General features: G+C 45.6%; 11 protein-coding genes. 9 read left to right on the top strand and 2 right to left on the bottom strand.

The features are described 5' to 3' along the window. Positions 1 to 147: 147 nt before the first annotated feature. The 7 genes from kdpA to SCB77_RS01220 all read left to right on the top strand — a co-directional run bounded on the left by kdpA (position 148) and on the right by SCB77_RS01220 (position 9,912). A complete protein-coding gene (gene kdpA, locus SCB77_RS01250; RefSeq protein WP_320184621.1) occupies positions 148 to 1,836 on the top strand; it encodes a potassium-transporting ATPase subunit KdpA in 1,689 nt (562 codons plus the stop codon). 20 nt (positions 1,837 to 1,856) lie between these two features. Beyond that, entirely contained in the window at positions 1,857 to 3,866 is a 2,010-nt protein-coding gene (gene kdpB / locus SCB77_RS01245; protein WP_320184620.1) for a potassium-transporting ATPase subunit KdpB, read from the top strand. Positions 3,867 to 3,911: 45 nt separating this feature from the next. Then, a complete protein-coding gene (locus tag SCB77_RS01240; RefSeq protein ID WP_320184619.1) occupies positions 3,912 to 4,478 on the top strand; it encodes a K(+)-transporting ATPase subunit C in 567 nt (188 codons plus the stop codon). A gap of 50 nt (positions 4,479 to 4,528) precedes the next feature. Then, entirely contained in the window at positions 4,529 to 5,614 is a 1,086-nt protein-coding gene (locus SCB77_RS01235) for a porin (protein WP_320184618.1), read from the top strand. A gap of 74 nt (positions 5,615 to 5,688) precedes the next feature. Beyond that, a complete protein-coding gene (locus tag SCB77_RS01230; protein ID WP_320184617.1) occupies positions 5,689 to 6,810 on the top strand; it encodes a sensor protein KdpD in 1,122 nt (373 codons plus the stop codon). A 28-nt stretch (positions 6,811 to 6,838) separates the two neighbouring features. After that, the gene (locus tag SCB77_RS01225) at positions 6,839 to 8,569 is read left to right on the top strand and encodes a HAMP domain-containing sensor histidine kinase (protein ID WP_320184616.1); all 1,731 of its coding nucleotides are present in this window, start codon (positions 6,839 to 6,841) and stop codon (positions 8,567 to 8,569) included. Continuing rightward, positions 8,566 to 9,912 (top strand): sigma-54-dependent transcriptional regulator, encoded by a 1,347-nt coding sequence (locus SCB77_RS01220; protein WP_320184615.1) that lies wholly within the window; start codon positions 8,566 to 8,568, stop codon positions 9,910 to 9,912. Before SCB77_RS01225 ends, SCB77_RS01220 begins: the two co-directional genes overlap by 4 nt. A 197-nt stretch (positions 9,913 to 10,109) precedes the next feature. On the opposite strand, the gene SCB77_RS01215 is transcribed toward SCB77_RS01220, so the two are convergent. Further along, a complete protein-coding gene (locus SCB77_RS01215; protein WP_320184614.1) occupies positions 10,110 to 11,180 on the bottom strand; it encodes a hypothetical protein in 1,071 nt (356 codons plus the stop codon). A gap of 184 nt (positions 11,181 to 11,364) precedes the next feature. After that, positions 11,365 to 12,579 (bottom strand): hypothetical protein, encoded by a 1,215-nt coding sequence (locus SCB77_RS01210; RefSeq protein ID WP_320184613.1) that lies wholly within the window; start codon positions 12,577 to 12,579, stop codon positions 11,365 to 11,367. A gap of 393 nt (positions 12,580 to 12,972) precedes the next feature. Between SCB77_RS01210 and SCB77_RS01205 the strand changes: the two genes are divergently transcribed. Both SCB77_RS01205 and SCB77_RS01200 read left to right on the top strand, forming a co-directional pair. Beyond that, a complete protein-coding gene (locus SCB77_RS01205; RefSeq protein ID WP_320184612.1) occupies positions 12,973 to 13,545 on the top strand; it encodes an RNA polymerase sigma factor in 573 nt (190 codons plus the stop codon). Positions 13,546 to 13,647: 102 nt separating this feature from the next. Continuing rightward, a complete protein-coding gene (locus SCB77_RS01200; RefSeq protein ID WP_320184611.1) occupies positions 13,648 to 14,658 on the top strand; it encodes a FecR family protein in 1,011 nt (336 codons plus the stop codon). The last annotated feature ends 4 nt before the right edge of the window (positions 14,659 to 14,662 follow it).

The following is a 14,662-nucleotide window of genomic DNA, read 5'->3' as shown; positions in this document are numbered from 1 at the left end:
ATTGTTTGGATGAGTTTTGGTTTGGCCGTCCTTGCCGAAATTTCCCAACACTTCATCAACGGTTTTTTAAGCGTAATTCAAATAGCTTGATCTGGTTCCCTAAATGCAATATAATTCAGCATTATACCACAAAAATTAACTAAAAAAATGAATACAGAAATCTTTGGAATTATTTTCATGTTTATCGTTTCGGTCATCCTAGCGATACCGTTTGGTAAATACATAGCCAAGGTGTACGCTGGTGAACGTACATTTTTGGATAAAGTCTTTCACCCCTTAGAACAGTTTTTCTATAACGTAAGTGGCATTGATCCTCATGTTGAGATGGGCTGGAAGCAACATATGATAGCCATGTTGACTATCAACCTAATTTGGTTCATCCTTTCCATGCTGATCCTAATGACGCAGGGATCGCTCCCTTTGAATCCTGATGGTAATCCAAGTATGTCTGCGGACTTAGCCTTCAATACCTCGATATCCTTCTTGGTCAATTGTGACCTGCAGCATTACTCGGGCGAGTCCGGGCTGAGCTATCTTGGTCAGTTTTGGTTGATGTTCTTACAGTTTGTTTCTGCAGCAACGGGTATGGCTGCTGTAGTCGTGCTTTTCCGTGCTTTCCGGGATAAAACGGTCACCGGACTTGGTAACTTTTACGAATACTTTGTCAAATCGTCTACACGCATATTATTGCCCCTATCTTTTATTTTAGCGTTGATCCTCGTTTTTGAAGGTTCGCCAATGACCTTCCAAGGAAAGGACACGATGTTAACCTTGCAAGGCGATACGGTCGAAGTATCCCGAGGGCCCGTCGCCGCTTTCGTAGCCATTAAGCACGTAGGTACCAATGGAGGTGGATTTTATGGCGCCAATTCAGCGCATCCGCTCGAAAACCCGAGCTACATCAGCAATATAGCGCAGATGATCGGGCAGTTGATCGTTCCACTCGCCATGATCTTCGCCTTTGGACATTTTATCCGTCGACGTAAGCTATCCTGGATCATCTTTGGCGTAATGACGATAGGCTTTCTGATCCTGACGGTTCCCAATGTACTTATGGAGATGAAAGGTAATCCAGCTATCGCTCAAATGGGCGTGGATAATAGCCTTGGGGCAATGGAAGGCAAGGAAACGCGGATCGGAGCTGCTGCTTCAGGCTTCTGGAGTATCGTGACCACGGTTATCTCTACAGGCTCGGTCAATGCGATGCATGACAGTACGATGCCGTTATCGGGCATGAATCAAATGCTTGCCATGATGGTCAATGCCTTCTACGGAGGTTGCGGTGTAGGGCTGCTCAACTTCTTTATTTACATCATCCTTGCCGTATTTATCAGTGGCTTGATGGTAGGGCGCACACCCGAATTTTTAGGCAAAAAAGTAGAAGCACGCGAGATGAAGATCGCCATGATCATTGCGCTGGTGCACCCCTTCCTGATTTTGGTCGGCACCGGTTTGGCAACAGCTTTTCCCGAGCAAGGGGCTTCTACATTAAATAACCCCGGCTTTCACGGCTTCAGTGAAATACTCTACGAATACACCTCGGCGTCGGCCAATAATGGTAGTGGTTTTGAAGGGCTTGGCGACAACACCCTTTGGTGGAATATTACAACGGGTATCGTGCTTATCCTGTCCCGGTTTCTGCCTATTATCGGCCCTGTCGCCATAGCTGGCCTTATGACGCAGAAGAAATATGTCCCTGAAGGAGATGGTACACTGAAAACTGATACTGGTACTTTCGGCATGATGATCTTTACGGTAATCGTTATCATCGCTGCCCTTTCATTTTTCCCGGCGCTGGCCCTCGGTCCGATCGCCGAATATTTTTCCATGATCTAATAGCCTATAAAAATTAAGAAATGAGCAAGAATCAATCATTGTTTCAAAAAGAGATGGTTCAGCAGGCGTTGAAACAATCGTTTGTAAAACTGAACCCTAAAATATTGTTCCGCAACCCGGTGATGTTCACCGTGGAAGTGGGCACCCTGATCATGGCCGTAGTGTGCCTTTGGATCCTGACAGGTGAGCAGTCGCAAGGTAGCTTCGGCTACAATTTTACGGTGTTTATCATCCTGTTGTTAACGCTGTTGTTTGGCAATTTTGCCGAGGCTATTGCCGAAGCGCGCGGCAAGGCGCAAGCGGATAGCTTGCGCAAGACGCGCGAAGAGACGCCAGCCAAGTTGCAAAGCGGTCAAACGGTATCTTCTGCGCAACTCAAAAAGGGCGATGTGTTTGTCTGTGAAGCGGGCGATGTTATCCCTTCGGATGGCGAGATCATCGAAGGCTTAGCCACGATTGATGAAAGCGCTATTACGGGCGAATCGGCACCGGTAATTCGGGAAGCAGGCGGAGACAAGAGCTCAGTTACCGGTGGGACGAAGGTACTCTCTGATAGGATAGCTGTGCGCGTGAGCACCCAACCCGGGGAGAGTTTTTTGGATAAAATGATCGCTTTGGTGGAAGGCGCAGGCCGCCAAAAGACGCCCAACGAGATCGCCTTGACGATCCTGTTGGCCGGATTTACGCTGGTCTTTATCATCGTGACCGTCACCTTGAAGCCCTTCGCAGACTATGCAAACGTCAGCATCACGATCGCTTCCTTCATCTCCCTATTTGTATGTCTTATTCCAACCACCATTGGCGGTCTTTTATCGGCCATCGGTATTGCAGGGATGGACCGCGCCCTGCGGGCGAATGTGATCACCAAAAGTGGTAAGGCGGTTGAAACGGCCGGTGATATCGATGTTTTGCTACTCGACAAAACGGGTACGATCACGATCGGTAACCGTAAGGCTACACAGTTTCATGCCGCAAAGGGCGTAGACAAAGAGGCGGTGATCAAGGCCGCTGTCCTGAGCTCCATGGCAGATGAAACGCCTGAAGGTAAATCGGTGATCGAGCTTGCCGGTGTTAACCCGCTAAGCTACGGGGTGAAAGATCCCTCGTTCATCAAGTTCACAGCAGAAACGCGTAGCTCGGGAATTGACTTTGCAGGAACAAGGATACGTAAAGGTGCAACCGATGCGATCCGAGCCATTGTGCTCGCAGCAGGCAACAGCTTCCCTAGCGAAATTGAAGAAACCGTGCGAATTATTTCACAGAATGGCGGTACGCCACTGGTGGTCAGCGAAAATGAGCTGGCGCTAGGTGTCATCGAACTACAGGATATCATCAAGACCGGTATTCAGGAGCGTTTCGAGCGCCTGCGTAAAATGGGGATTAAGACGGTCATGGTGACGGGCGATAACCCACTGACGGCAAAATATATTGCCGAAAAGGCGGGCGTTGATGACTTTATTGCCGAGGCCAAGCCAGAGGATAAGATGAACTACATCAAAAAAGAGCAGAGCGAAGGCCGGTTGGTCGCCATGATGGGCGACGGGACGAACGATGCGCCGGCACTTGCGCAAGCGGATGTGGGCGTGGCGATGAACAGCGGAACGCAGGCGGCAAAAGAGGCCGGCAATATGGTGGATCTAGACAACGACCCGACCAAGCTGATCGAAGTTGTGGAAATCGGTAAGCAGCTGCTGATGACCCGCGGTACGCTGACTACGTTCAGTATTGCTAACGATGTCGCTAAATATTTTGCGATCATCCCAGCACTTTTTATAACGGCTATTCCTGCTCTTCAGGGATTGAACATCATGAATCTGCAGAGTCCCCAGAGTGCGATATTGTCTGCCGTGATTTTCAATGCTATTATTATTCCGATGCTTATCCCTTTAGCGCTGAAAGGTGTAGCCTATAAGCCGATAGGTGCCAGTGCACTGCTGCGTCGTAACCTGTTGATCTTCGGCCTTGGCGGTATTTTGGTTCCTTTTGCTGGCATCAAAGTGATCGATATGTTGGTTTCGATATTCATCTAGTGCCATCTAAAGGATTTAAAGAATACAAAAGTTAAAACTAATAACATGAAAACACATCTATTTCCCGCTATAAAGTTGACGATCCTGCTAATTGTATTGTTGACCGTCGTCTATCCAGCCGTTGTCTGGGGTATCGCCAAGCTATCAGCTGCTGCAGGCCAGGGGCAAACAATCAGCGCTACTGGCAAAAAATATTACGGCAACATTGGACAATCTTTTACACAGGACAAATATTTCTGGTCCCGCCCTTCCGCTGTAGGCTATAATGCCGCGGGATCGGCAGGCAGTAACAAGGGACCGTCCAATGAGGAATATCTCGCCGAGGTTCAGGCACGTATCGATACACTGCTAGCGCACAATCCAGGGGTTTCCGTTTCGCAGATTCCTATGGATCTGGTCACAGCCAGTGGTAGCGGTCTTGATCCAGATTTCTCCGTTCAGGCAGCCAAAGTGCAGGTGGCTCGTATTGCCAAAATCCGAAATATTTCGGAAGCGAAACTGATTGCAATAATCGATATGCACACCGATCGTCCGCTATGGGGGCTCTTTGGACCGGAAAAAGTCAATGTTTTGAACTTGAACATCGCACTAGACAATCTTTCCGGCCAGTAATTAACAGTAATAAATACCAAACACAATATTTTATCAAATAATCATTATCTATGAACAGAATCGTATTGCTCGCTAGCGCGTTGCTAGGTGTTACAGGAACGTTGATCGCGCAGGAGCAACCATCAAATCCGCTGACCATCAGTGGTTATGCTGAAGCCTATTACTTACATGATTTCAATAACCCTCTGAACAATACTCGTCCGGGCTTTGTGTACAGCCATAACCGGAACAACGAGGTTAGTGTCAACTTAGCTTTTATCAAAGCCGCTTACAACACCCAAAATGTGCGTGCAAATTTGGCACTGGCTGCCGGGAGCTACATGAATGCCAACTATGCTGCCGAACCGGGCGTGCTTAAAAACATCTACGAGGCTAACGCCGGGGTCAAGGTATCGCAAAAACACAACCTGTGGATAGACGCGGGTATCTTCTCCTCGCATTTAGGCTTCGAAAGTGCCGTTGGTAAGGATAACTGGACCCTTACCCGTAGTCTATTTGCCGATAACTCGCCTTACTATGAGGCGGGTGCCAAGATCTCTTACACTTCGCCCAGCGGGCAGTGGTTCCTTAGCGGATTGGTGCTCAATGGCTGGCAGCGCATACAGCGGGTGGATGGCAATACCACGCCTGCTTTTGGTCACCAGATCGTGTACAAGCCTAATGATAAGCTGACGCTAAACAGCAGTTCTTTTATTGGAAACGATAAGGCCGACAGCGTGAGGCAAATGCGCTATTTCCATAACCTGTATGCAATTTATCAGATCAGTGCTAAATTTGGTTTGACGGCGGGCTTTGACATTGGTATGGAACAGACGGAAAAGGGTAGTAGCGATTACAATACTTGGTATACACCCGTGCTTCTTGCTAAATATGCGCCAACGGCAAGGTTTAGTCTGACCGCGCGTGGAGAATACTACCGCGATGAGCATGGCGTCATTATATCTGCTGGCGATACCCCCGGCGGCTTTGACACCTTCGGTTATTCCCTGAATGCAGACTATGCGATCTTTGGGAATGTGGTCTGGCGCACGGAATTTCGAAATCTGCAGGGGCGCGAGGCCACCTTTGCCAACCGATCGGGAAATCTGCTGATAAATAGTCCGACTATAGCGACGGCTATCGCGGTTAGCTTCTAACAGCATAAATTAACTGGATCTTCCATGCAGGATTTTTTCTGCATGGAATTTTGTATTACTATTGCATTGATCAAATGGAAGAACGAAAGAGTGCTGAACATTTCATGGAGCTGGTTACCAAGTCTAGACGGGGCAAGTTCAAACTGTATATAGGCATGAGTGCGGGCGTCGGAAAAACTTACCGCATGTTGCAGGAAGCACATCTGCTGCTTAAAAATGGTATTGACGTGAAAATAGGTTACATCGAAACTCATGGACGGAAGGAAACCCATGCGCTACTCGACGGTCTTCCGCAAATTGCACGTCGGAAGCTTTTTTACAGGGGCAAGGAGCTGGAAGAGCTTGACGTGGATGCCGTTCTGCAGATGCGCCCGGAAGTGGTACTGGTGGATGAACTCGCCCACAGCAATATACAGGGGAGTAAGAACGACAAGCGATGGCAGGATGTGCTGGAAATTTTGGCGTCGGGAATCAACGTCATCAGTGCGGTCAATATACAACATTTGGAAAGTTTGCATGATGAGATACAGGATATTACGAGGGTCGATGTCAGCGAACGTGTGCCGGATAGTGTTATCGATCAGGCAGATGATGTAGTTAATATAGATCTTACTGCCGAAGAACTGATCGCGCGTTTACGGGAGGGCAAGATCTATGATGAGTCGAAGATTCCTGCGGCGCTGAATAATTTTTTTAAAAATGACCATATCTTGCAGCTGCGTGAATTGGCGCTGAAAGAAGTGGCTTCACAGGTGCAACGTAAGGTAGAAGCTGAGGTGGTGCATGATCGTCCGGTAAAGAAAGAGCGCTTTATGGCCTGCATCAGTTCCAATGAAAAAACCGCACGGACGGTTATCCGCAAAACAGCTAGGTTGGCAGGCTACTACAATAGCAATTGGTTTGTGTTATATGTGCAGTTGCCTCGGGAAAGTGTAGATCGCATAGCATTGGACAAGCAGCGGCATTTAATCAATAATTTCAAGCTTGCCACCGAGCTAGGGGCTGAAATCATTAAGATTGAGGGAAAGAATGTAGGACGGGAGATTATGGCACAATGCGAACTGCGAAAGATCAGCACTGTTTGTATCGGTAAACCGCGTATTACGCTGAGCAAGATTGTTTTGCTTGGCGATACTTTCCGTGTATTGCTGAATAGGCTGGCGCAAGAGCGCATAGATCTAGTTATTCTATCTTAAGTATATCGAGATTATAAATGTTAAGAAAATGAAAATAAAGACAAAGCTGACCCTGGGTATAGGTACCTTATTCCTTATGGTCTTTCTACTGGCCGCCCTAAGCGGGTGGTACATTAACCAATTAAAGCAGGATACGGGCAGCATCCTTACGGCAAACTATAATACCTTGTTGTATTCCAGAAATATGCTGCTGTCCTTAGAGGAATTTGCGCAAGATGATAGGGCTATTCTTCGTTTTCAGGAAAACCTGGAGAAGCAGCAGGGCAACGTTACCGAAATTGGCGAGCGTGAAACCACCGCGGACATTGCAGCTCATTTTAAACGACTGCAGGAAAACCTAGCTGATGAGGCCCTCAAGTCTTCTATTCGAAAGGATATTACCGGACTCATGCAGCTGAATATGGATGCGATTTCGCGCAAAAGTGGGGTCGCCGATCAGACCGCCGAAGATGCAATTATCATCATTGCCGTCGCGGGAACCCTTTGCTTTGTAATCGCCTTTACATTGCTCATCAATATGCCTTCGAATATTGCCGATCCTATCACGAAGCTTACAGATAGTATCAAACAGATTGCCGCGCAGAATTATCGTGAGCGCGTACATTTTCAAGGGAGGAATGAATTTGCTGATCTGGCCTCTTCGTTCAACAGCATGGCCGAGAAGTTGGAAGAGTATTCAGAAAGTAGGTTGGACGATATCCTGCAAGGCAAGAAACGTATCGAAGCGCTTGTGGAGAATATGCACGATCCGGTAATCATTGTGGATGAGAAAAGAAACATCATATTTGTGAATGAGCAGGCGCTCAGGATTACGGGGCTTTCTGAAGCAGCGGTGCTTGGCCAGTATGTGGGCGATCTGGCGATGGGAAATGATCTGTTGCGCGATATTTTTAAAGATATCGCCTCGCCATCAGAGGGGCAGCAGTTTACTTCCAACCTCAAAATATATGCCGATGGCCGGCAAAGCTACTTCGAGAAGGAGGTGATTGACATCAATATTGTACCCACCGGAGAAAAGGAAGCAAACTATATCGGACAAGTGATCATGCTCAAGAATATTACCCCGTTCAAGGAATTGGATTTGGCAAAGACCAACTTTATCGGGACGGTTTCACACGAGTTCAAGACGCCGATAGCTGCAATCCAAATGAGTGTTCAGCTGCTGCAGAACGAGCGTGTGGGCACATTGAACGATGAACAGCGAGACCTGATTACGGGTATCAAGGAAGATTCGGAGCGGCTGCTTAGCATTACGGGTGAGTTACTGAATATTGCACAGGTAGATAGCGGCGCTATTCAGCTGAACCTTCATGAAAGCGAGGTTACACCAATTGTCGAATATGCTGTAAAAGCAAATCGTGTTGCGGCAGAGCAAAAGCAGATCTTGCTGGAAGTCGCCATAGCTCAGGACGTCGACACGGTATTTGCCGACAATGAAAAAACGGCATGGGTATTGACAAATTTCATTTCCAATGCCATTCGTTATTCGCATGAACACTCTTCTATCGAAATAGGGGTTTCTAAAGAGAAGGGACGTATTCTATTTGAAGTAAAGGATCATGGACAGGGAATAGAACCCAAATATATGGATCGTATCTTTGAACGATATTTCCGCGTTCCTGGATCGCGTACTGGCGGAACAGGATTAGGCTTGAGTATTAGCAAGGAATTTATAGAGGGGCAAGGTGGTGAAATTGCCGTCGAAAGTGATTTTGGATCGGGGAGCCGCTTTTTCTTTTACTTAAAACATTCTTCATGAGCAAGGTTTTGATAATAGATGACGAACAGAAGCTTCGTCAATTGGTGGGCAGGATAATAGGAGTGGAGGGGGAAGGCTTTCAGGTGTTGGAAGCAGAAAGTCTGAAATCGGCACGCACGATCCTTAAGCAACAGGATGTAGATGTGGTGCTTTGCGACGTCAAACTACCGGATGGTAGCGGATTGCACTTTATAGAAACAATAAAACAGCTGCAACCATTTTCTGAGGTCATCTTGTTTACGGCCTTTGGAAACATTCCCGATGGGGTGTCGGCCATCAAGTCAGGAGCTTTTGATTACTTGACAAAGGGTGACGATAACCAAAAGATCATTCCCCTGCTTCACCGCGCCTCAGAGAAAGTGACGCTTGCAAAACGCGTAGCGCAGCTCGAAGCGAAGGCTTTTAAAAAGTATGCTTTTGAAAATATCCTTGGCAGCGCGCCACTGCTGCTCAAGGCAATTGAACTTTCAAAAAAGGTAGCACCTTTGGAAACGTCGGTGCTATTGCTCGGAGAAACCGGCACCGGAAAGGAGGTTTTTGCGAATGCAATACATTTCGCTAGCCAGCGACAGAATCGAAACTTTGTGGCCATCAACTGTTCGGCCTTCAGCAGGGAACTGCTGGAAAGCGAGCTGTTTGGATACCGCGCGGGAGCTTTTACGGGAGCGCTGGCAGACAAAAAGGGATTGGTCGAAGAGGCGGACAAGGGTACGTTGTTTCTGGATGAGATCGGTGAAATGGCCATTGATCTCCAAGCTAAATTGTTGCGCTTACTCGAATCGGGCGAATACCTGAAAATTGGGGATACACGCGTTAGTAAAGTGGATATCAGAGTAATTGCCGCAACCAATAGGATTTTGGAAACAGAGATCGATAATGGGCATTTTCGGCCTGATCTCTACTACAGGCTATCGACATTCCAACTGCGGCTTCCCGCCCTGCGCGAAAGAGCAGGTGATATTCCCCAATTGGCGAATGTCTTTGCCCAGAGTTTTGCGATGAAGATCGGGAGGAAGGAATTAACACTCAGCAAGGCCTATGTAGAGCATTTGCAGCTTTACAATTGGAAGGGGAACGTGAGGGAGCTAAAAAACGTGGTAGAGCGTAGCGTCATAACGGCGCCCGGCAATGAGCTGCAGATCGAAGACCTACCGCAGGAAATTACCCATTTAATGGGGCAGACAGCTTCCGGTTCTTCCATCTTCTCGCTTGCCGCAATGGAGCGCGCACATATTCGCAAGGTATGGGACCTTACAGGCGGTAACAAAACCGAAACCGCACGTTTGTTAGAAATTGGATTATCTACGCTTTATCGTAAGCTGGAGGAATACGGCTTAAAGTAGGCTGATCAGCTTCTTTTACATTCCAACCTTTTATTGAGGCCGTCTAAAAAGCTGATCGATTAGCTTCAAAATGCGTCATCGCGAGGAAGTATGACGAAGCAATCTGCAGTTTTATTTTATAAGATTGTGTCATCGTCGTTCCTCCTTCTCGCGATGAGGAAATTTAATCACTTTTTGACAGCCTCTTTTGTTCCGACTTAAGACAGTATAGGACTTTCATTATTACGATGTTTTCGCTTCCATATCGCGAATAAAAGTCCATACACGATGACCAATAGCGGATAGGTAACTACAGAGAGAAACACGTAGCCATGCCGCGAGGAATAGCCAAGGACATGATCTATGACATCATAAGAAAAAAGGAAAATGGTATAGAAAAGCGCAGGAAGTACAAAAATGCCTAGCCAAAATATCCAATTTCTCGTTCGCTTGAATCGCTTAAATAGCATGGCGTGGGCAATGGATAAGCCAATGAAAGCCAATGTAGCCATGCCGATCGGCTGGATCAACAAAAGGGCTTTGCCGAGAAGATTGGTGCGATGGTTGATCGTGATGTCCAGATTGTTGTCAAAAGACGATAACTGCCATTTCACCACATCATTTTCTATTTTTGCCTTTCCAAGGTTCGACTGGGTGATTTCTGCCAAGCCGTTCAGGTGTAAGTTGACGGCTATAGGGCCAAAAGATTGCCAAAATTTCGAAGGATAGAGTGAATACTTAAGCCTATAATTTTTCAGAAAGCCATAGGTTTGAAAGCCGAAATCTGCGCGATACTCAATATAGATGTCATTCGTCCCTTTATGCAGTGGAGCCTTAAAATAGAGCAGATCTTTTAGTTTTACGGTGATGGATTCGTTTTTGCTATAGGCAGCTTGATAAAACTGTTCTTTATTCTCCATTCTACCTTTGGTAATAAAAGGAAACTCTTGAACGTTAGCAGTCGTCAACGGCAGGTGGGAAATAGTTTTTCCGTTAACCTTTATAACATGGGTGTCCGACCAAGACAACGCAAGAAATAGAAGCGGTAGGTCTACTTCGTTGTTCGATTGCAGGTGGTAGTGCACTTTAAAAACGGTATAAAGATGATCTTCAAGGGAATCTTTTCGGACGTCGATGTCTATAACTTCCCTTAGCACACTGCAGTTTTTGTGGCCATACAGTGCGGCATTATGCGAGCCCTCAAAATAGGGCTGTGCCATATTTGCATGCAGATAGAACGGCACGAAAAATAACAGTATCGCGAGGAGCCTGCATTGTCGATGCTTCATTTCAATCATAATTTCTACACAATACATCTTGTTTACTTACCCTTTAGCTATTCCATTTTCCTTTATCCTAAATTAGGCGTTAATAAATATTACTGTTCCCTGTATTTACAATTCGCTGCCTCTGACTTATGAAATGTGATGTCGAGAATAAGAAATCTATAACTAAGCTGCGCAGTGTTCTTAATTATAGCTTTTTCTGTGCAGTAGCATGCGGAAAGATGATCAAAAAGTCGTAACCTTCAAGATAATTTCTGAGCGCTGTAGATTCCAATATTATTTTTTGCTTCCGCAACGCTTGATTGATTTTTTGTAGATCAAACATAAGCCAGTCGCCGCTAGCATGCGTTTCGGTAAATAGATCGTAAAATGGTTTTAAGAAGGAGAGGCCATTTGTTTGTTGCTTATCTTCAAAAAGAGATCCAGCCTCGCCCTGCTTTTGAATGATAGCAAGGTGTAGCGACGTTCCTTCTTCGCTATCTGCCAAATTGTATACTAGATTTCCCACATCGGGCATATTTTGCCCTATACTCTTAAACTTCGTCAAATGATTAGCACCAAATTTATAGAGGTTACGCTTATCTCTAAGCGATGGGTAGAGCATTATTAGTTTTTTCTTCATCGCCGAAATTCGCTTTTCATGCGAATCGTACTCTTTCCCCGGCGTGGCAGCGAGACTATAGATATCGTTGCTCAATAGTAGTTCTTCCAATATTTCACGCTCCTTAAACGAGCTAGCGGAAAGAAGCAGCTCGTTGAGCTGTTGTGCTAACTCGGCGTCAAAAAGTAGTGGAATGGAATCAAAGTTGTAAGGCGGGGTCTGATTGGGATTTTTTTTATAGATCATCCAATTTTTTAAAGATCGATTCTTCAATTTTTGATAGCGAAGCTTGGCTTGTTCTGTTTGCGCCAGCTCCATTAATTGATCATACAAAAAGACGTCGCCGTTAAGGAGGACCTGATCGATACCGAAAGTCTGTGTGCCCTCTTTCCAAAAAAAATCGAGTAATGCATTATCTTTTTCAAAACCGTAAAAGCCAAGATATTCCCTGAAGGGTGTTATTTTCTTTCTATACTGTTCGCTATCCAATGTTTTTAGCGCCTCCAGTCTTCTTAAAGTAGCTTGGTCAGACTCCGTAATGTAGTTGTCAAACGTTCCATGTTCAGCAATAGCCTGTGTAAAATCTAAAACCTCGTTAATGTGGTGATCTTCGCCGATTAATACGTGGTTATGCGCGCGAACTTCGTTTAATAGCGTTGACCATGCCTCTCCTTCGAAGTGTCCATCAACGTGATGCACAATCTGCTTGTATTCGTTGGCAAGGGAATTTAATACGGTGTCTTGAGCGACTGATGCAAAAGATAGTAAGCTTATTGAAAAAATGGATATAAGGTGTTTCATTGTTCTTGTTTTATACAAAAATAGCATGGTTCAATATGTCGTAATGGTATGGAGGCAATAAGGCAGTAAACGTTAGCTTGCATGTCCCTTTTCGTGGATAGGCTAGTTGTATTGCTATATGCTGCATTTTTTGCATGATGGATGTACTGGTACAAGCTCTTAAATTATACATTTTTTTTCAAAAAATAGTGTAAAATAAATATTTGTGCAAAAATATTTGAATTTAATGGTTCTTCACGCCTATTTACCTTCTTACGTCATTACTTCGGAATCTAATAAATAGCGGAGGAGATGTTTGGGTGATGGTATTGGGATTATTCGTATTTGAAAAGTTTGCTTGAAGGTACATTACAAAACATTCTCTATATTTACACACGCTCAAATAAGGAAAACGTGAATTTAGCCGAACAATCTGACGAAGAATTGCTTCTCTTGTGCCAGCAAGGGAGCTGTGCTGCGTTCGCGTTGCTTTATGATCGCTATTGGCTGAATCTTATTAAGAAATCCCTGCATAAACTCGATAACCAAAGTGATGCCGAAGAAGTGGTACAAACACTCTTTATCAATCTTTGGCGTAGGAGAAATAATATCAATCTACGAGGTACATTTCAAGCCTATGTATACAGCGCATTGCGCTACGAGATACTCAGCTTTATTGATAGTTATGTAAAGCAATCGGTGCATCTCTCGTTGGATAATGTGCTGCCCATGCAGCAGCCTATTGATGATAGCGAGATGGGGCGCATGGAGCTGCACGAACTTGAGCTCGAGATCCGTGATATCGTTGATGGATTACCGGATAAATGTCGTTTGATCTTCAAAATGAGCCGAGAAGATGGCTTGTCGGCCAAGCAGATTGCTCAAGAACTGGATATTTCGCACCGCACCGTTGAAACGCAAATCAGCAAGGCCGTGCGTGTCATTAAAACAGCGCTACAAAAATTCAATGTGTTGTTTTTTTTGTAAGATTATCGATCTTTCGTTATGCTTTTGATTGTGAATATAAAGAAAAAATAAAAATAATATTTTTTCGCGTACGTAGTCCCTCCATTTTTACACGCTATATATATGAACAAACAGATCAGAATGGCCAACATTCCAGAAAATATTAAGTTTTTGATCCTAAAATGGAAGTCCGGTTCGCTCACAGCAGATGAGCAGGCCATGCTCAACGCATGGTATGATGAGGAGTTGCCGGCGGAACTGGAATGGTATGGCGATGATGAACCAGCGCTCAAAGAGCGAATGTATGCGCAGGTAAGGGATGTCATGGAGTCTGAGGTGGTGCAGACTGGCAAGCGTAGAAACCTGCGACAGCTAGGTTGGGTGGCAGCAGCGGCCGCCGCTATTTTATTGTTCTTTACGCTTTCGCCCTATTTTCGTACAGAGTTAGGGAAAACTGGAGAGATAATTTCTGCAGCATCCACCGCACAGCAAATCAAGAAAATCATATTGCCCGATCAAACCATTGTATGGCTTAAAGGCGACAGCAAATTGAAGTATCCGGAAGCCTTTGGTTCGCGCATCCGCGAGGTGGAACTCATCGGCGAAGCCCTGTTTGAGGTCAGTAAAGACAAAGACAGGCCTTTTATCATTCGTGCGGCCGACTACAGCACCAAAGTATTAGGTACTAGTTTCAACCTGAAAGTTGATCCGAAGACCGGAGAGCTGGATCTGGCTGTACTGACTGGAACAGTAGAAGTAACCAAAAAAGGGGTAGGGATGGGCAAAGCAAAAGCCTACAAAGTAGAGGCTAACGAAACATTGCGCTCAAAAGCCGATGAATGGGGTAAACCATCCATCACACTACCCGATGCGCAGCTGGCTACGTTGACGGCGGGAACCGAGTACGACATGAATTTCGTGTCCGAACCGGTAGAAGACATCATGAAACGTTTTGAGGAAAAGTTTAATGTATCCTTTGAAGGATACACTGGCGAATATAAATCCTGTAAGGTAACGGCCGACCTAACCGATCAATCGCTAGAGAAATCACTGAAATTACTCAGTTTATCGATCAACGCCGATTTTAAAGTGACAGACAATACGATAAGACTAACAGGAGGAGGCTGTTTTTAATGCG

Origin of the sequence: Sphingobacterium bambusae (assembly GCF_033955345.1) — a bacterium.
Classification (GTDB): domain Bacteria; phylum Bacteroidota; class Bacteroidia; order Sphingobacteriales; family Sphingobacteriaceae; genus Sphingobacterium; species Sphingobacterium bambusae.
The sequence above is the reverse complement of the archived record's forward strand: the minus strand, read 5'-3'. Positions and strand labels throughout refer to the sequence as shown.